The 18,231-nt window shown below is 54.5% G+C and carries 13 protein-coding genes and 2 pseudogenes; 8 read left to right on the top strand and 7 right to left on the bottom strand.

What is annotated here, in order from left to right; translation table 11 throughout:
- Positions 1–123: 123 nt before the first annotated feature.
- The 5 genes from L21SP2_RS10245 to arfB all read left to right on the top strand — a co-directional run bounded on the left by L21SP2_RS10245 (position 124) and on the right by arfB (position 4,646).
- The gene (locus L21SP2_RS10245) at positions 124–666 is read left to right on the top strand and encodes a hypothetical protein (protein WP_053335674.1); all 543 of its coding nucleotides are present in this window, start codon (positions 124–126) and stop codon (positions 664–666) included.
- Between the two features lie 189 nt (positions 667–855).
- Entirely contained in the window at positions 856–1,740 is an 885-nt protein-coding gene (locus L21SP2_RS10240) for a phytoene/squalene synthase family protein (protein WP_041402777.1), read from the top strand.
- A complete protein-coding gene (locus L21SP2_RS10235; RefSeq protein WP_024268430.1) occupies positions 1,727–3,235 on the top strand; it encodes a phytoene desaturase family protein in 1,509 nt (502 codons plus the stop codon). The genes L21SP2_RS10240 and L21SP2_RS10235 overlap by 14 nt, the downstream gene beginning before the upstream one ends.
- 96 nt (positions 3,236–3,331) lie before the next feature.
- Positions 3,332–4,213 (top strand): carotenoid biosynthesis protein, encoded by an 882-nt coding sequence (locus L21SP2_RS17300; protein ID WP_053335672.1) that lies wholly within the window; start codon positions 3,332–3,334, stop codon positions 4,211–4,213.
- Between the two features lie 7 nt (positions 4,214–4,220).
- Complete coding sequence (arfB, locus tag L21SP2_RS10225; protein WP_024268428.1) at positions 4,221–4,646, top strand: alternative ribosome rescue aminoacyl-tRNA hydrolase ArfB; 426 nt, start codon at positions 4,221–4,223, stop codon at positions 4,644–4,646.
- Positions 4,647–4,662: 16 nt separating this feature from the next.
- Here arfB and L21SP2_RS10220 read toward each other — a convergent pair whose 3' ends face one another.
- Positions 4,663–5,403, bottom strand: a complete 741-nt coding sequence (locus L21SP2_RS10220) for a lysophospholipid acyltransferase family protein (RefSeq protein ID WP_024268427.1) — start codon at positions 5,401–5,403, stop codon at positions 4,663–4,665.
- 89 nt (positions 5,404–5,492) lie between these two features.
- Here L21SP2_RS10220 and L21SP2_RS10215 point away from each other — a divergent pair, with 89 nt between their 5' ends.
- Positions 5,493–6,836 carry a response regulator gene (locus L21SP2_RS10215; protein ID WP_041401486.1) on the top strand — a complete coding sequence of 448 codons (1,344 nt, stop codon included), beginning with the start codon at positions 5,493–5,495 and terminating at the stop codon, positions 6,834–6,836.
- 13 nt (positions 6,837–6,849) lie between these two features.
- Entirely contained in the window at positions 6,850–8,868 is a 2,019-nt protein-coding gene (locus L21SP2_RS17295) for a sensor histidine kinase (RefSeq protein WP_024268425.1), read from the top strand.
- A 20-nt stretch (positions 8,869–8,888) separates the two neighbouring features.
- Here the strand turns inward: L21SP2_RS17295 and pgl are convergent, their stop codons facing one another.
- The 6 genes and pseudogenes from pgl to L21SP2_RS10180 form a co-directional block, all read right to left on the bottom strand.
- Complete coding sequence (gene pgl, locus L21SP2_RS10205; protein WP_024268424.1) at positions 8,889–9,635, bottom strand: 6-phosphogluconolactonase; 747 nt, start codon at positions 9,633–9,635, stop codon at positions 8,889–8,891.
- 10 nt (positions 9,636–9,645) lie between these two features.
- Positions 9,646–11,105 (bottom strand): annotated as a pseudogene (gene zwf, locus L21SP2_RS10200) (glucose-6-phosphate dehydrogenase).
- A 138-nt stretch (positions 11,106–11,243) separates the two neighbouring features.
- A complete protein-coding gene (locus tag L21SP2_RS10195; RefSeq protein ID WP_041401485.1) occupies positions 11,244–12,110 on the bottom strand; it encodes an SbcC/MukB-like Walker B domain-containing protein in 867 nt (288 codons plus the stop codon).
- Positions 12,032–14,185: pseudogene (locus tag L21SP2_RS10190) on the bottom strand (AAA family ATPase); the annotation flags it as partial. The gene L21SP2_RS10195 and the pseudogene L21SP2_RS10190, both read right to left, overlap by 79 nt.
- Before the next feature lie 40 nt (positions 14,186–14,225).
- On the bottom strand, positions 14,226–15,395 hold the full coding sequence (locus L21SP2_RS10185; protein WP_024268423.1) for an exonuclease SbcCD subunit D: 1,170 nt from the start codon (positions 15,393–15,395) through the stop codon (positions 14,226–14,228).
- Positions 15,396–15,466: 71 nt separating this feature from the next.
- A complete protein-coding gene (locus L21SP2_RS10180; protein WP_024268422.1) occupies positions 15,467–16,648 on the bottom strand; it encodes a DUF3095 domain-containing protein in 1,182 nt (393 codons plus the stop codon).
- 187 nt (positions 16,649–16,835) lie between these two features.
- On the opposite strand from L21SP2_RS10180, the gene L21SP2_RS10175 reads away from it, so the two are divergent.
- Entirely contained in the window at positions 16,836–18,194 is a 1,359-nt protein-coding gene (locus L21SP2_RS10175) for an MFS transporter (protein ID WP_024268420.1), read from the top strand.
- Positions 18,195–18,231 lie beyond the last annotated feature (37 nt).

The raw sequence follows: 18,231 nt of genomic DNA, 5'->3' as shown, positions 1-18,231 counted from the left end.
CGCACCTGGCATCTTCCGCTGACCACCGGTAACTATCCGGCTCAGACAGAACAACCCTACGCTACGGCCGTGCACCTCAGTTCTTCCCGAAACAATTTATCGCTTCTTTCCCGAATCCCATCCATGATTTTATACCTGATCATACTGGCGGCCCTGTTGTGGATATCAGCTGCGGTCCCCGTATGGGCTGATGGAAGCGGTGGGAACGCCGGTGAGAGCGCCGGCGAGGATGCCGTTGAGAGCGCCGCAGAGAGCACCGGGGAAGATCGGGTGCACATTTCCCGAAGCGAGGTGACAAGCTATGTGGCGGTGAGTGACGACTTTAACCCGGACAGAAAATTCGCACAGGTGCTGAAGGCGGAAGCCCGCCGGGCGTCCGACGGCAGCTGGACGGTTTCGGTGCGGCTTGACCACAACGATGAGATCCTCGCCGACGGCAGCGAACATTACGCCGACCGCTGGCAGGTGGTAGACCCCCGGGACGGCTCGGTCATTTCCGAACGGGTGCTGTGGCATCATCATATCAACGAAATGCCCTTTACCAGATCACAGTCTGGCATAGAAATAGACAGCAAACTCAGCTATGTGATCATCCGGGCGGCATGCACCCATCACGGGTTTGAAGGCCGGCAGGTCAAACTGTTCCTTCCGGGTTCCGGTTCCTGATACCCATGCTCTGTCCGCTTTTTCTTGTCCAGAAAAGAAACTGATATTACATTAATATCACGATATGAAATAATCATGCAGTGTATGAATGAAAACGGGAAGGTACAGATGACACAGCCGGAAGGCAGTACGACAGAAAATATGAAAACTGAGACGTCCCCAAAAGAGAATCCCCAAAAGACACACCCGATGAAAACAGAGCTTCAGCAAGTTCATCTGGATCTTTTTGCGGCGGGAAGCAAAACATATTATAACGCCACCCGCTTTTTTCCGGATGATCTGAAAAAGAAGGTCACCCTGTTGTATGCCTTTGTGCGAAAGGCGGACAGTCTGGTGGATGATCAGCCCCAGGATGAGCCGGGGTTCCGACGGTTTTGCAGCGATTTTCGGAGTCTCCGGGAAGAGTTTGCATCAGATTCCCATGCCGTCCTTCAGCCAGATGCCGATCCGGTGATCGCCGGGTTTGTGGAGCTTGAAGAGCTGTGCGGTTTTGACCCTGCCTGGGCGGATGCCTTCCTCTACAGCATGGAGCTGGATCTTCATAAGAGCGAGTACAATTGCCTGGATGAGACCCTTGAATATATTTACGGTTCTGCGGAGGTGATCGGGCTGTTCATGGCCGGGATCATGGAACTTCCCCGTGAAGCCTTTCACGGTGCCAGAATGCTGGGCCGGGCCATGCAGTATATTAATTTTCTGCGGGATATTCATGAGGATATCGGTCTGGGAAGGCGCTACATCCCCCTTGAAGATGTTCCGTTCTCATCCCTCAGGGAAGCCGAGACACGGAAATATCCCCGGGAGTTTGAGACCTTCATGCGCCGGGAGTTGAGCAGGTTCACTGGCTGGCAGGAGGAGGCAGACACTTCTTTCGCATATATTCCCCGGAGTTTCCGCATCCCGGTACGCACCGCAAGCGACATGTACTTGTGGACCGCCGAGCAGATTTATGAAGATCCCTGGGTTATCTACCGCAGGCAGGTGAAACCTTCAAAAACGAGAATTATGCTGCGGGGAGCGGCAAATGTAATACGCGGCGGAATGCCAAGGAAGATAGCCTATGCAACACATTGATACGGCGGTAATCGGTGCAGGATTTGCCGGTCTGGCTGCGGCCATGGATATAAAGGCCGGGGGCCGGGACGTGATGATTTTTGATAAGCGCAGCGAACCCGGCGGCAAGGCCTACTCATTTCAGCTCGGGGCATACCGTTTCGATGCCGGGCCGAGTCTGTTCACCCTGGCCTCCTATTTCGATGATCTCTTTCGGCGCAGCGGGGCGGATTTCCGGGACTATGTGAACATCATCCCCCTGGATCCCATAACCCGGTATTTTTTCCCCGACGGGAGCAGGATGAACAGCCGCCCCATGCCGGGATTTCTTGAGGAGACGGAACGGATTGCCCCTTCGGATCTGCAGGGAATGAGGGAGTACATGTCCCATGTGAAGCGCATCTACCATATCTCTGAAAACCTGTTTCTGCGGAATCCGTTGAACCACTGGAGGAAGGGCGGACCCCTTCAGGCTGTGAAGAATCTCACCCGCCTGACCGGCATAGATGTATTTCGCACCATGCACCGGGCCAACTCGTCGTTTGTGAAGGATCCGCGGCTTGTGCAGCTGCTGGACCGGTTTGCCACTTACAACGGTTCCAACCCCTACAAGGCACCGGCGGCCCTGAACTGTATTGCCTGGGTTGAGCACGGCATGGATTGTTACGCCCTCCGTGACGGCATCGCATCCATTCCAAAAGCCATGGAACGGCGGCTTGGTGAAATGGGTGCGGAATTCAGCTATTCCGCCGAACTCACCGGGGTTGATAACTCACAGGGAGATCTGCGCCGTGGCGGACCATACGTTCTCAGCTTCGCAGACGGAAGCAGGGTAACAGCCGATCGCATTGTCTCCGATGTGGATATTCTCCACTGGTATGAAGATATTCTGGCCATGCCCGGGCTCAAGGCAGCCAAACGCTACCGCCGTGAGCCTTCCAGCTCATCTGCGGTGGTGTTCTTCTGGGGAGTGAAGCACAATTTTGAAGAGCTGGGGCTGCATAATATTTTCTTCTCATCCGATTATGAGCGGGAGTTTGATGAGATCCATGCCCAGGGCCGGCTTCCGGAGGACCCCACCGTGTATGTGAATATCGGGTCCAAATTCACTCCCGAAGATGCCCCTGCGGGGGGAGAAAACTGGTTCGTCATGGTGAACGCACCTTATCACACTTCCGGCCGCGATTGGGAACGGGATGCGGCGGAGCTTAAAGGCCGGGTGATCTCCCGCCTTTCCCGGGATCTTGGAAAAGATATTTCCCCCCTCATTCGGGAGGAGCGGATTCTCACCCCTGATCGTATTCAGGAGGAAACCGGAAGCTACCGGGGCAGTCTCTACGGGATCAGTTCAAACACCATGACCGCCGCATTTCGCCGGCACCCCAATGTTTCTCCGTATTTTCCGGGGATGTATCACTGCGGAGGCAGCGTTCACCCCGGCGGAGGCATGCCCCTGGCGGTGAGTTCCGGCCGGATCGCCGCATCCCTTTTACTAGCCGATCTGGCGGAAGCATAAAGATTTCCCCGGTGCCGCTTGAAGGCCGCTGCCGGGAATGTCATAATTCAGCCGAAAGCTTAATCGCTTTCCCAACACAATCGAGGACGGAATGAAATGAAAAGACACGCATCGCTGTTAGCTCTGGGCATCCTTTTAATTATGTACATGGTCGGGGTGGCAGGCCACCTAAGCTCGGCATTCTACCCGCTGATGCTCACCCTCACTCCCTGGATCCTTTTGAGCTTCGCCCTGGTGACCCTGGGGCAGACGGTGCTCAGCAGCGGCCGATCGGCTCTGCAGAAGCGGAGAATTCTCATCTGGGTACTGATTACCTGGATTATGACCTACGGTCTTGAGGTGCTGGGGGTGAAGACGGGTCTTGTTTTCGGTGAGTATTCCTACGGCGGAACCCTGGGGCCTCAGATTTTTGATGTGCCGGTAATTATCGGGCTGAACTGGGTCATTATCGTATACGGTCTTGCCGAATCTCTGCGAACCGCCCGTTCGAGTCTGCTGCTGGGTTTAGTGCTGGTGCCTGCCGGTGCGGTGTTTTTCGACTTTTTCCTGGAACCGGTGGCCATGTCCCGGCTGGATTACTGGAGCTGGGCCGGACCTGAAGTGCCCCTGCATAATTACATCGCCTGGGCGTTGATCAGTTTTGTGTTCGCCGTTCTCTATTTCTGGATGGTACCCTCCGGGCCTTCCAGGGGACCGGCCGTGCGCTACGCCGCCGGGGCCCCCACCAGCGAGTATCACTCGGCGAACACCGATCCCGGTCTGCTGGCCGGAGCTGGGGTAACTGCCCGGGCGGGGGAAGGCGAAGTGCACAACGGCGGGGCAGGGCAGAAAGCCGGAGCAGGAGACGGTGCCGCCGCTTCTGCCCTGGAGAGAATCAGCCGGCGCGCCCGCCGCTATTTTCCCGGGCTGTATGTGATCATTCAGTTTCTGTTCATTCTCGCACTGAACCTTCTGCTGCCCCTGCTGGGAACTCTGTGAGTGCGGCATGTCTCTGATTCATTTGTACCGGAACCTGAGCATCCCCGACTCTGAAATTCAGTTCAGCGCCAGCAGGGCGTCGGGGAAGGGCGGGCAGCATGTGAACACCACCTCTTCGGCGGTGCAGCTGCGTTTTAATATTCCCGGATCATCCCTTCCGGAACAGGTGAAATCCCGACTCCTGGCTATGTCCGATTCACGTCTTACAACAGAGGGAGTACTGATTATCCGAAGCGAAAACGAGCGCAGCCAGAGGCGCAACCGCCAGGACGCCCTTGAACGGCTTCGGGAGTACTTCCGTCAGGCGTTGAAACCGGTAAAAACCCGGCGTCCAACCCGTCCCGGCAAAGCTGCCAAACATCGCAGGCTGGATTCCAAAAAGCACCGGGGCCGGCTCAAGGAAGGGCGAAAGCCTCCCCCGACTCCCGGTTGAGAAACCGCCCGCCGGGCTATTCTGTTCTCTCCTGTTCTGATTCCACAGTACCCAGGGGGGTGAGAATAATATCTTTGAGAAGTGAAGTGATTGTGTGGTCGTTCTCGCGGCTTCCTTCAACGGGGGGATGTATCTCCATGCGAATTTTCGTGGGGATAATTCGCATCTGTTTTTCGAACATTTCCCGGCTGTTATATATGGTCACCGGGAGAAACGTAATCCCTTGCTGTGCCATGGTCCTGGGGCCCGCTGCATGAAAGCGGCCGGGTACTCCGGTCCTGCTTCTGGTTCCTTCGGGAAAGAGGACCATGCCGTGCCCTTCTTTCACGTTCCCCGCTGCCCGGGAGAGGGCCGTAACCGAAGCCCGGATATTTTTCCTGTCAATAAATACCGAGTTCAAAGTGCGTATCCAGCTGCTGAAAAAGGGGACCCGGGCCAATTCCTTTTTTGCAATAAATCCCGGCGGAAATGGCAGGTATGCCATCAGCAGGGGAATATCGAAATTGCTCTGATGATTTGACACCACACAGACCGCCCGGTCCCGGGGTACATTCTCCAGTCCCCGTACTTCCACGTTTGATCCGCTGGTTGCAATAAGGTGACGGGCCCAGCTGCGGGTAACCATATGCACAAAGGTTTTTTTTAATCCGGTGAGTCCCGGGAGGCTCAGAAGTATCAACGGAATGAATAAAAGAATGGTAAAAAAGAGAAGCAGCCACATCCAGGTGAAGAAAAACACGGTTCGCAACATATTCATGACAGAAAATACTGCATATTCAGGCCCGGTTGCACAATAGGTTTTGAGGATCGGCTTGAAAAAAAAACAGCGTGCATTAAGCTTTGAGTATGGAAGATTCTAAGAGAGCCTTGGGCATTCTTTTGGTGGATGATGAGCAGAATATACTCAAGTCCCTTTCCCGTCTTCTCAAAAGCCGAACCTCTCACCGGGTTGAGACTGCGGGATCCGGCAGGGAAGCACTTGAATTGATGGAATCCCGGGCTGCAGATATCATTGTGTCCGACGAGCGGATGCCTGACATGCGGGGAAGCGAGCTTCTGACCCGGATCAGGGAACACTTCCCCGACACGGTGAGAATCATTATTACCGGATACGCCGACACCCAGGCGATTCTCCACGCGGTTAATGATGGAAATATTTACCGATTCCTGAAAAAACCCTGGGATAACGAGGAATTCCTTGAAGTAATCCAATCTGCAGCTGAACACCTGAGAATCAGCAGGGAAAACGTCCGGCTGCAGAGGGAACTGAGCATCCGCAATAGTGAACTTGAAAAGCTGAACATTGAACTGGAAGCTCGGGTTGAAAAGCGCACCCGGGAGCTGCGATCCAGCTATGTCAAACTGAAACAGGCCTATACCGCCCTCAACCGCCAAAATGCATCCGTACTGGAACTGATTCACAGCATTCTCCACTTCAGCCGGCCTCATCTTGCATCCCGTGCTTCCAGAGCTTCGGGCCTGGTGCAGCTTTTTCAGGACTTTCCGGGTCTGGAAGAGGGGGAATTCAGTAAACTGAAAAACTCCGCCATGCTTCACACTGCCGCAGGCTTGAAAGAAGAAAGCGATGCAGCAACCCCGTGGCGGGATCTGGCCGCTTCCAGCGCCTCAATGCTTCATGCATTTTACCGGCTTAATCATCACGGAGAACTGCTGTCCAGGGCGGCCGAAATACCGCTGCCTCAATCCGGGCCGGAAACCTCCCAGCCTCCGGGCGCTCTAGCGGGGGCTGCCCCGGGCAGTTCAGTGAATGACGAACCATCCGGCATTCTCAGGCTGATACTGGATTTTGATGAACAGGTTCGTTCCCTGGAGCATGACCCGGAAGGGGGAATTGACGGCCAAAGCATCATGGAAAGGGCGTTCGTCCTGGTAACCGGAAAACCCCTTCCTCCCCCGGACTCCCCAGGGGGGGAGGACGGGGAGAACATGCTCAGTGACGCTGAACAATGGTTTCTCAATAAACTCCGGAGTAAGTTCAACTGGAAGGAACGAAAGGTGAAAACCCTTTCCCCTGATCAGCTGATCCCCGGCCACCGTCTTGCCCGGGGCATACATCTGAAGACAGGATCAATGGTTCTTCCGGAAGGTACCGATTTGACCCAGGAGCAAATAGATAATCTCAAGCGGATTTTCCGGCTGCTGAAGGAAGATATTGCCGTATTCTCATAAACGGACCGATGATATGAAACAAGCGGATGGAAATACTGCGGATATGAAATCGTCTCCAGTCACCGGCGCAATTTCCGGACTGTATATGGCCCTGCGAATGCGGATATTAACCGCAGCGCTTTTTCTCATCGGGATTTCTCTGCTCATTCTGGAAGCTGCATCCGGGGACAGTATTTCCACTAACAGACTGCGGATTATTCTGCTGATTCTGATCCCGGGAATCATGGGCCTGGTTCTTCTGATCGTGCATCCCCTGTACCGTAAACTTCGCCAGTTCGGCTGGGGGGAGAAGATCAGAAGAAATGTGATGGATGTGTTTTCCGGCGATACCGGCGATATTCTTACGGATCTTCTTCACAATCTTGTCCAGGCTTCGGGTGCCAGATGCGGAGTTCTGGGAGTGTATACTGGAACAAAGATAGCCGAGCTGCGCTTCTGGTCTTCCCATGTTGAGGACAGACTTCCCTTTTCTGCAAGCCAATACGTTACACCTGATTTTCTGATCAGTCAGTTCGAACAGTACGGTGGAAACAGAGTATCCGGTTCGGAAGATCTTCCGGTCATGGAAGGCAGCAGGGGAGCCGTATACATGCGGGTGAAAAGGCTCCCCTTTTCCCTTCATTCATCCCCTTCATATCCCTGGGGATTTATCAGTCTTATCGGTGGTCTGAGGGGAAGACTGGGGGTTCTCATGCTTATTAACCCCGCAGGTCCGCTCCCTGAACCAAGCCTGAGCCTGGTAAAAGAAACCATGGGGTTTCTCCAGCCGTACTTTCGGGAGCTGCAGGGCAGAATTGAAGAAAAATTGGCCTTGGCCAAGTCCGTGCGGGAGCGCAGGGAATACGAGAACAGGTTTTCCAATGTATTTGAATACTCACGGGATGGAATGATTCTCTGCGATGCCCGGGGGATGGTTCTGGATATGAACACTGCAGCCATGGATATGACGGGGGTGGGAAACATTGCATCAATCCGGGGGAAACCCCTGGAACAGGTGTTTCTCAACGGAATGAGTCAGGAAGAACTGATGCGTTTTATCCACCGTAACGATGAGCATCTTGAGTTTGAAATGATGATTCATAACAGCCGGCGCGATCTTGTATACGGACTGGTGAGTATCGGCCTGAACCGCAACGCAGACGGCAGCATTCGGGAATTTTACCTGATTATCAAGGATATTACCCAGCGGATGAAACGGGATTCCCAAATGATGAAAGCCAATGCCGAGCTGGAACTTCTCAACCGCAGGCTGAAGGAGCAGCAGTCCACCATTATCCAGCAGGAGAAACTGGCCTCTCTGGGGCAGCTGGCCGCCGGCGTGGCCCATGAGATAAATAATCCCCTGGGCTATGTCCAAAGCAATCTTTCCAGCATGTCCCATTTACTCAGAGAGCATGGCGATGCTTTGGAAACCGGTCACCGTAATGAGCTGGATGAAATTCTCCAGGATTCCCGGGAAGGCATAGAGCGGATCGGAAGCATTGTGCGTTCATTGAAAGATTTTTCCCATGTGGATGCCGACGAGCATCCGGTGTACATGGATCTTCGACAAAGTATTGAGGACACGCTTACCGTGGCCAGGAATTTCTACAAGTACATTGCCGAAGTTGAAATACAGGACGATTTCCGCGACAGGATTCATTGCTACGGCGAAAAACTGAGCCAGGTGTTCATGAATTTAATCATCAACTCCGCCCAGGCCATTCATTCCATGGACCGTGAGGAAATGGGAAAGATCAGCATTCATATTCAGCCTGAAGGCAAAAATGTACGGATCGAGTTTGATGATGACGGTCCGGGCATCAGCGACAATATCAAAATGAAAATATTCGATCCGTTTTACACCACCAAGGATGTGGGGGAGGGTACCGGTCTGGGCCTGAGTATTTCACGGGATATTATTGTGAACCAGCATAACGGCAGGCTTGAATTGGCTCCCAGCCGCCTGGGAGGCAGCTGTTTCAGGATCGTTATCCCGGTGGAGCAGGAAGAAGATGACGGTCAATCTGCCCAGCCCCTTGAGGACCTGTAGATCCTGCTTCGCGGTTCCCCTCAGCCCCGCACGCCCGCGGCAGCTGCAAGCTCTTCATCCAGAAACCACCGGGTGCGCCCGTGCCGGGCATAAACTGCCGCTCCCGGATACGGATCCGGTCGGGAGTCGCCGTATGTAGATATCTCTTTCAGCACCCCTGCTTTCCCCTTGCCGGTTACCAGGTAGATCAGTTCCTCTCCGTTATTGAGAACCGCCGGGCTGAGTGTAATGCGCATTTGGCCGCTTTCAGGGTGCCGGGCAGGGAAGGCGGGTTCCCGGCGCTCCGGGGGGAAGGCTCCGGGAAAGAGTGATGCGGTATGACCGTCACTGCCCAGACCCAGGAGAATCAGCCGGAAGGAGGGCAGACCGTTCCGCAGGGGAAGCTCCCTTTCAAGCTCACGGGCGTAGCGGACGGATTCCTGTTCGGCGTCCCTGTCCCCCCGCATTGGATGAATGTTTGTTTCAGGTATGGGAATGGTGGAAAAAAGGATCCGGTGAGCCTGTCCGTAGTTGCTCTGGTCATCTTCTGGGGGAACACATCGTTCATCCCCCCACCAGAAGTGGAGCTGCTCCCAGTCAATGTGATCCCGAATCGGCGGGGCTGACAACAGTTTGAACAGCTTCAGCGGGGTGGAGCCCCCGGAGAGGCAAATGTGCTGAGGTTCACCGGCGCTGGTGCTGATTGTCCGGAACAGTTGGGCCGTTTCAGCTGCCATCTGTTCGGCATCGGGAAAAATACGAAGTTCAGCCTCAGAAAAACCGCTCATGATTGCCTCCTTAAAGCTCGCAATACTGGGTGTCCGTCAAGTTTTTGCAGGGGAAGCGCCAGCTACGCCCGTCCCGGGAGAGCAGTTCATCCGCTTCCCTGGGTCCCCAGGTGCCTGCTGCATACCCGAACAGGGACCTGGGATCTTCCTTGAACTCCAGAATGGGCTGCACAAAGTTCCAGCAGGCATGCACCGCGTCCGAGCGGGCGAACAGGGTGGCGTCTCCCCGGATGGCATCCAGAAGCAGCCGCTCATATGCGCTGAGCAGGTCCTGCTGCTGAAGGTCGTTGTAGTAGAAGTTCATGCTGACCGGACTGGTTTTAAAGCCCGCACCCGGTTCCTTCAGGCTGAAGTTCATTCTGATTCCCTCATCGGGCTGGATTCTGATAATCAGGGTGTTCTTGGGCGAACTGCCGGCGAATTCCGGATGGGGGGTGGACTTAAAGTGAACAACCACCTCGGTGACCCGGGTGGGAAGCCGTTTTCCCGTTCGTACATAAATGGGAACGCCCTCCCAGCGCCAGTTGTTGATGAAGAGCTTCAGCCCCACATAGGTCTCGGTTCGGGATTCCGGATCAACTCCCGTTTCGTCCCGGTATGCCGGCAGATGCTCCCCCGGACTTCGGAGCCGGTGTACTGCCCCAACACCAGGTTAGTCCGCAAATCTTCCTGGGAAAGGGGTTTGAGACTCTTCAGCACCTTTGATGCCTCGTCCCGGATGGAGCCCGCATCGATTTTTGCCGGCGGCTCCATTGCAGTGAGAGCCAGCACCTGCAGAAGATGGTTCTGAAACATATCCCGGACAGCTCCGGCACCGTCATAGTATCCGCCCCTTTTTTCAACCCCCAGATGCTCGGCGGCGGTAATTTCGATATGGTCCACGAAGTTCCGGTTCCACATGGGCTCAAAAACTCCGTTGGCGAATCTGAATACCAGAAGATTCTGCACAGTCTCTTTTCCCAGATAATGATCGATGCGGAAGATATTGGGTTCATCGAAGTATTGGTGAAGGGTTTCATCCAGGCGGGCAGCTGATGCCCCGTCGTATCCGAAGGGTTTTTCCACAACCAGACGCTTCCATCCTTTTTCCGTGGCGGTGAGTCCATGGGCATGGAGGAAGCCGGGAATTTTGTCGTAGAGGGACGGGGGGGTGGAGAGGTAGTACAGCACATTTTCCCCGGCATGGTGGGCCCCGGCAAGGGCGTGAATTCGTTCACCCAGAATGCCGTAGTCAACCTGGTTTCCTGTATCGATGCTGCTGTAGTACAGATGGGACAGGAAGGATGGCTCAGCATCAATGAAGGATCGGAAGTCCTCATCCGTCAGTTTAGTTCTGCCCACGCCCAGAATGGCGAAATCCTCAGGCAGCAGGGAGTTTTTGAATAAATGTAGGAACGCAGGCAGGAGCTTTCGTCTGGTGAGATCCCCCGAAGCTCCGAAGATGACGATGAGGCAATTGTCTGATTCCATTGGTTCTCCTTCCAAAAGTGCCGGGGCCATTGTTGGATCATGATTTCACTGCACACTGCAGTTTTATCTCAGCTGCCGCTCCAATGCAGAGCCCGGGTGGGTGCACGCCGGAGCGGCTTATTCTCAACCCGGAGCGGCCTATCCTACAACATTGATTCTGGAGCCTGCAATCCCTTTTTCCACCCGGATCTGACAGGGAATTCTCCGTTTCAATTCTTCCACATGGGAAATGATTCCCACCATGCGGTGACTCCGGATTTCATCCAGTATATCGATGGATCGATTCAGGGTCTCATCATCCAGGGTTCCGAAGCCTTCGTCCAGGAACAGGGCGTCCATCCGCAGCTGACCTGATCGTTCTTGGATGCTGTCTGCAAGCCCCATGGCCAGTGCCAGGGAGGCCAGAAATTTCTCCCCTCCGGATAAGGTTTTTACCCCCCGGGATTCACCGGTAAAATAATCTTCTACCCGGATATTGAGACCCGCCTGACTTCTGCGGTCCTGTACGTCTCTGTCCAGCATGAGCAGATATCTGCCTTCTGAGAGGTGGCTTAACCGCAGGTTTGCGTAAAACACCACCTGATTAAGATAATGCTCCAGAATGAAATTCTGAAACGGGATCCTATATTCATTGTCACCATTGAGTTCGTCTGCAAGTTCCACCAGATCACGATTTTCCGAGCCGAGACGTTCCAGCCGGGATTCCAGTTCCGAAAGCTCATCAAGATTCTGCCGGATTTTCTGCCGCTTCTCCATGGCCTGTTCCCGCTTTTCCTTCAGTTCATTCAGCTCACCGGTGATCTCATCCAGTCGTTTCCGGGTGGCATCGATGTCCGGCACCTCCTGATCCCCCAGCTTTTCCTGCAGCTGGGAGATTTTTGCATCCAGGGAGCTGAGGGTACTGCGGAAGTTTTCAATGCGGGTTTTCATATGTTCCATTTCATCTTCATCCCGCAGAGCCCGGGAAAGATCTTCCAGGGATGCGAAGCCCAGTGAAACCCGCATGTTTTCAAGTTCCCGTTCATCTGACAGAAAGTTTTTCCTGCGTTCCTCTGTTTCTTTTTGCCAGTGTTCCAATCCCCGGGTATTTTCGGATTCCCGCCGGAGAAGATCTTCCCGTTCCCTGCGGATATCGGTAATCTCCTTCTCCAAATCGTTCCGTTCTCCGTGAAGTTTATCCAGATGTTTTTCCAATCCGGCCAGGCTGAAATCCCTGCTTTCGCCTTCAAGAGCGGAGATGCTGCCTTTGAGCCCCCCCGTTGTGCAAGCAGCCCGCTTTTGCTCTTCCATATTTCAGCCAGCTCTGTATGGATGTGTTCAGATTCGGATGATACTGCGGAGATCTTTTCGCTGATCTCCCGTCGGGTTCTGCTGCGCTCCTTCAGATCTTCACCCTTCTGCTTTGCAGCACCCAATTTCTGTTGAACTTCCTCCGGAGGCAGTGAGCGCAGGCGTTCAGGGATTCCCGAAAGAGTTTGCTGATGCTGACGGCCGAGTCCTTCCAGACGGGCTTCAAGCTGGGTGCGCTCATCCCTGGCTGCGGCAATCTGCTCTTCAATATCCCGGATTTCCGTCTCAATTCCCTGCCGTTGTTCCGTGTTTTGATCTGCAGGGTGGGGATGATGGGTGGAACCGCATACCGGACAGGCGGTATTGTCTGTAAGCTCTGAAGCCAGCAGAGAGGAGTAGAGGTTTCGTCTCAGGTTTTCCAGGCGCTGTTTTTGATCCAGAAGAAGAGTCTCCGCATTTCCGCTATGCCTTAACCTCTCTGTGTGCTGCCCGATCTCCTGCTGAAGCTGCTCAAGCTGCCGTTGTCCTGTTTCAGCCGTTTCAAGTTCCCGAATTTCTTCTGCCAGGGCATTCTCATGTTCATGGTCAGGTTGAAGTTCTTCAAGCTTCCTTTCCAGCCCGGCTTTTTCTTCTGCAAGCTTACTGCTTCGAAGGTTGAGGTTTTTTTCCTGCTCCTCTGCATTTTCGATCTGCCCGGCCAGCTGCTCTGCTTCGGCCTTGAGTTCCTCAAGTTTCTTCAGCTTCTCCTTCAGGGGCTCCAAGGTGCCGATCTCTGCTGTGAGGCTATCCCGTCGGGCGTTGAGCTGATCCAGCCGGGATACGGCCTTTTCAGAATTGATCAGAAGCTCTTTCAGTTCTTTGCCGTGCTCCCGGTGTTCCTCCAGCTGACGTTCTGCATCAGCCAGTGAAGTTCTGCTGCGCTGAAGCTGGGCAACATATGGGGCGGCCTTGGCAGCAGCCTGGCTGCGCTCAAGCGTTCCCTCCTGTTCCCGGATAGCCGGAAGTGTATCGGTAAGCTCCCGGTGTTGAGCTTGAAGTTCTTCCAGCTGTTGAAAAGAGGCAAGATCCGATTCTTCCCGGCTTACCCTGGCTATCAGCCCGTCCCGCTTGGTCTGAAGATTATCGATACCTTCGCTCAGAGCGGATACCTGTTGCCCAAGGGCGGTCTCCTCTTTCCCCAGGGAATCTCTGTTTTCCCCGGGAGAAATTTCCGCAGTTCTTTCCTGGATCCTGCGGATTTCATTTTTCAGATCCCGCTTTTTCTGCTGCAGTCGGGCGGTTAGCTGCTCATGTTCCTCCACGGGAAACAGTGCTCTCAGGGTCTGCTGTCGTTCCGATGCGTTCTGTTCCAGAAAGCGCATGAACTCTCCCTGGGGAAGAATGATGATTCTTGAAAACTCATCTCTGCTCAGATGAAGCAGATTGGCTATGAAGCTGTTCAGATCGCTCCGGTTTCTGGTTCCGTCCACCGGGGCAGGATCTTCTCCGTCGGACAGCAGCCACAGGCCGTGCTTCTGGTCTGTGGTAAGTCCACCCCCCCGTTTCTCCCGTCGGGTGATACTCCGCTCCACCCGAAACCGTTGGGAGGCAACCTGAAATTCCAGCACCACCCGCATGGTTCCGGTACTGCCCAGGTAATGGGACATCAAATCCCCCTGCTGTCGTGTGCCCAGGGGCTGGTCATAGAGTGCGTACACCATTGCATCGAAAATGGTGGTCTTCCCGCTGCCGGTTTTTCCGGAAATGAGGAATATCTCTTCCAGCCGGCTGAAGTCCACCTGGTGTTTTCCTGCATAGGGCCGAAGTTCTCAATCTGAAGTTTCAGAGGTTTCATTCATCCCCCTTTTCATTTCGAAGGGCTTGAAGCTCGCTGTGAAAAATTTCCAGCTTTCCCGCCGGGATTTCCGGAGAGTCGGGATGAAGCCTGGAGTAAAAGGATGCAAAGTCCGACTGGATATCCCTCCCCCGCAGTTCAGATTCCCCGCCGGTCAGGCCGTCCGCCGTATCACCCGGGACTTCCCCGCCGGGCCCCGGGGAATGCATGGACGAAGGCAGTGCTTTTCTGATACTGAAAAGATGGGGAAAGCGCTGTCTCAAATGTTCCAGGGGATTCAGCCCCGGGGGAATGTAGTCCAGTTCTATTTCCACGTAATCGTTTTCCGCATCCTTGAACTCGGGATTTTCCAGAAGATCCTTCAGGCTGCCGGTGAGCCGGCGTAAATCCCTGGGGGGAGTAAGGGCGATGGGACTGATGTTCACTCCCGCTTTCTCCACATCGGCGCTGAGAACACACTTGGCATCGTCGGATTCGGAGAAGGAATACTTCAGGGGAGATCCGGAATAGGCTATCCCGGGGCCGGGGAACTGACTGCGATGCAGATGACCCAGGGCTGTATAATCGAACATGTGAAACAGCTCCGCAGAAACCTCCCCGCTTCCGCCCACAAAAACCCTCTCAGAATCGGAGCTCTCACCCCCTGTTGTGAAACAGTGGGCGACAGCAATATTGAGTTTTGACCGATCCATCACAGCTTGGATTCTTTCTACGGCCCGTTGCAAAGGTCTTTCATGGGCGTTGAGCCCGTCTTCGTCCGCAGGAGAAATATCCGGATCCAGGAACGGAATGAGCCAGAAATGTGCGTTTCCGATTATCACCGGCACATGAATATCTGCATCGCTGCTTCTGATATGAATATCCTTGTCTTCCAGAAGTTCTGCAAGATAGGCGAGTCTGGAGCGGCTGTCATGATTTCCGGCGATAATCAATACGGGTGTGGCGCAGCGCCGTCGGAAATCCCGGAGGAAACGGCTCATCAGAGCCATTGCTTCCCCGGGGGGGATGCTGCGGTCATAAATATCCCCTGCGATAATCATCGCATCGTAGCTGCCGTCGCTCCCGAGGTCCAGAATCTTCTTGAGAATGGCTTCCTGATGTTCCAGAAGGGAATGGTCATGGAGAATTTTGCCGAGATGCCAATCGGCAGTGTGAAGAATTTTCATTGCTCAAGCATAGGTAAAAACTGCAGAGTTGAAAACAGCCTGACAGGGAATAATCTCCCTGCAGGCCCGATTCATGTCCGGGCTTTTTGTTCCTTCAGGGCAGCCGCCGCAAGAGCGTACCCGCCGCCGGTTGCATCGATGAAATGTACGTCATCCCCGCTTTCCAGGGTTGCAATACAGGTCATATGGGCCTCTTTGCTGCGATGAACCCCGTAAAAGATACGACCCGCCTGGACCTCCTTGTCCAGAGCCTGTTCAAGGGCATCTACTGCGGATTCGTCGGCGGAGAAGATCATCTTCAATGCTCCCTCATACTTGCGGAAATCACTGTTGGCAATATTCTGCTCCCGTAGCCTGTTCATCTGGTAAATATCCTGCTTTAAAGGGAGCTTCAGTGCCATAGCGATTTTCGCCAGCTGAATTTCAACCCATGCAACAGCCGCCCTGAAAAAGTAGGCGGGTGATTTCCGCCCCCGGCTCATAACCAGCGGGGTGAGACTCCAGTCGCTGCGTGATCCCCCCATGTTCATGTTTTCCATCTTCAGGGGGTGGTAACTGCTGCTGTCGCCCAGAACGGATTCAATGAGTCGTATTACTTCTGCCGCGGGCATGCCGTTTCTGCCCTCAACAATCAGTGCGGCGGTCACATCGCTGCTTCCGGGAATATCCGCCCAACGGCAGGTAAAACCCTTATAATTCACACTGCGGGTGTCATCAGCTGCTTCTATAATAAAGGCCGCATCATCCTCACCGGGAGATTTAAGCATATCTTCGGCCATCCGTATTCCGCTGCCGTGGAAAAATGCCTGGGTATAGTGTTCGCTTACCTGGTGCTTGCTCAGCGCCAGACTTCCGCCCCTGCGGTAAATTTCTGACATGGGGATAAGTGCCGCCCGCAGATGAAGGCCGAAAAAAACCTGGACATCCCGGATGGTTCTGGAAAGTATGGACCGTGCTTCTTCGTAGTGGTTTCCGTCAATGAGGAAGGTCATGCCGTCTCCTCCAAAGACGAAGGGACGTTTCAGACTGTCATACATTCGTGCCAGTGCGATGATGGGAAGAGCTCCCGATACATTTACCTGCTTGTACTTCCCCGCTTCAATTGCTTTGGTTGAATCCACAATGTCTGTGATGGCGATGTACCAGTCCTGGGGAACGGGCCTGATGCCCTCTTCCAGACCGGCGCTGAAATCATTGATCAGGGGAAGATGCAGATAATAATCATCTTCCCGAATGCCGTGGCTTTGTTTCATACGTATAGAATACGATTGAATTTGATCAATGGCAACTCCGGCCTGTTCCAGGCGATTCAATAGCCTGTTCCCGTCGATTCAATCGTCTTTTTCCGTCAATTCCAGGGCTGCTTCCGTCAATTCCAGGACTGCTTCCGGGCCGTTCCATCAACTGTACAGATCACCTGCTCTGGGCTATGCTGTGCCCATGATCATCCTTTTATCGTATATTGCGTTTATATCTCTTGGAATGCCCGACGGCCTTCACGGCGTAGCCTGGCCGGGTATCCGTGAAAGCTTCGGGCTCCCGCTGGATGCCATTGGTTTGATCCTGGTTTCGGGAACCGCCGGTTACATGCTTTCAAGCTTTTTCAGCGGTCCGCTGATGCGCCGCCTCGGGGTGGGTATGCTGTTGAGTCTCAGCTGCGGGGCCACTGCAGTCTCTCTGATTCTGTACTCGCTGCTTCCGGTCTGGATTCTGTTTGCCGCCGCCGCCGTGCTGGGTGGACTGGGAGCCGGTGCAATAGATGCGGGTCTCAACACCTACATTGCAAAAAACTACGGCGAACATCTGATGCAGTGGCTTCATGCCAGCTTCGGAATCGGAGTGACCCTCGGGCCGGTGATCATGACCATGACCATTGAAGCAGCCGGAGGAACCGAAGGCAGCTGGAGAGGCGGCTATGCCATTGTGGGCATCGCCCAGCTGATTCTTGCCCTGGGATTTTTTCTCAGCAGACGGGCATGGTCCCGTACCCCTGCTGTTCCCGGCTCTGAAATATCCCGCGGGGTTCAAAACGGCGAAACCCGGGAGAACCCGTCCGCCACAGGGGAGAGTCGGCTTCTTGCGGCGGACGAACACGGAGGTCTTGGGGAGCTGGCAGCCCGGGACGTTGAGTCCGGCTCGGGCCGGGGGGATGAACCCATGGGAACGGAAATCAGCCATCCGGGCGGCAGCACCTCCCACGGGCATACTGACGGCGAAGCAGGGAGTCTTGAAACTCTGAGAAACCTCCCGTCCCTGTTGAGCATGCTCATGTTTTTTATTTACACGGGAGTGGAGCTGGGGCTTGGTTTGTGGAGCTACTCTCTTCTTACCGAGTCCAGGGCAGTTGACCCGGCAGTTGCCGGGTTTATTACCGGAAGCTACTGGGCCATGTTCACCCTGGGGCGGATCCTGGGCGGAGTGTATGCCCGGAAGCTCAGTACGGCCCTGCTGCTGGTTTTCTCCATTCTTCTGGCGGGGATGGGGGTTCTCCTGCTGTGGCTGAACATTTCCCCGGCTCTGAGTGTAGCGGGGATCGGCATTACCGGGTTTGCCATAGCACCCATTTTTCCCGGTCTGGTTTCGGATACCAGAAAGCGGGTGGGGCGGCGGTTTGAGGCGAACACCATCGGGATGCAGATAGCGGCTGCGGGCTTCGGCGGAGCGATTATGCCATGGATCGCCGGCCTGGTGGCCGGAAATTTGGGGCTGGAGAGCATACCGCTGTATCTGTTCGTCTCCCTGGCTGTGCTGTTCACGGTGTTTATTATAACCCGCTTCCATATGCACAGGGAAATCTGATGCTTCCTGAAAGACCCGTGAGCAAGGGTGCGGGCTG

It is taken from the genome of Salinispira pacifica (assembly GCF_000507245.1).
In the GTDB taxonomy this organism is placed as follows: domain Bacteria; phylum Spirochaetota; class Spirochaetia; order DSM-27196; family Salinispiraceae; genus Salinispira; species Salinispira pacifica.
This window is presented reverse-complemented; position numbering and strand designations above follow the sequence as displayed.

Bases quoted from the DNA above. Each gene is read 5' to 3' on its own strand.
- L21SP2_RS10245 (WP_053335674.1), top strand. From the start codon at position 124: ATGATTTTATACCTGATCATACTGGCGGCCCTGTTGTGGATATCAGCT.
- L21SP2_RS10240 (WP_041402777.1), top strand. From the start codon at position 856: ATGAAAACAGAGCTTCAGCAAGTTCATCTGGATCTTTTTGCGGCGGGA.
- L21SP2_RS10235 (WP_024268430.1), top strand. From the start codon at position 1,727: ATGCAACACATTGATACGGCGGTAATCGGTGCAGGATTTGCCGGTCTG.
- L21SP2_RS17300 (WP_053335672.1), top strand. From the start codon at position 3,332: ATGAAAAGACACGCATCGCTGTTAGCTCTGGGCATCCTTTTAATTATG.
- arfB (WP_024268428.1), top strand. From the start codon at position 4,221: ATGTCTCTGATTCATTTGTACCGGAACCTGAGCATCCCCGACTCTGAA.
- L21SP2_RS10220 (WP_024268427.1), bottom strand. From the start codon at position 5,403: ATGAATATGTTGCGAACCGTGTTTTTCTTCACCTGGATGTGGCTGCTT.
- L21SP2_RS10215 (WP_041401486.1), top strand. From the start codon at position 5,493: ATGGAAGATTCTAAGAGAGCCTTGGGCATTCTTTTGGTGGATGATGAG.
- L21SP2_RS17295 (WP_024268425.1), top strand. From the start codon at position 6,850: ATGAAACAAGCGGATGGAAATACTGCGGATATGAAATCGTCTCCAGTC.
- pgl (WP_024268424.1), bottom strand. From the start codon at position 9,635: ATGAGCGGTTTTTCTGAGGCTGAACTTCGTATTTTTCCCGATGCCGAA.
- L21SP2_RS10195 (WP_041401485.1), bottom strand. From the start codon at position 12,110: ATGCGGGTTTCACTGGGCTTCGCATCCCTGGAAGATCTTTCCCGGGCT.
- L21SP2_RS10185 (WP_024268423.1), bottom strand. From the start codon at position 15,395: ATGAAAATTCTTCACACTGCCGATTGGCATCTCGGCAAAATTCTCCAT.
- L21SP2_RS10180 (WP_024268422.1), bottom strand. From the start codon at position 16,648: ATGAAACAAAGCCACGGCATTCGGGAAGATGATTATTATCTGCATCTT.
- L21SP2_RS10175 (WP_024268420.1), top strand. From the start codon at position 16,836: ATGATCATCCTTTTATCGTATATTGCGTTTATATCTCTTGGAATGCCC.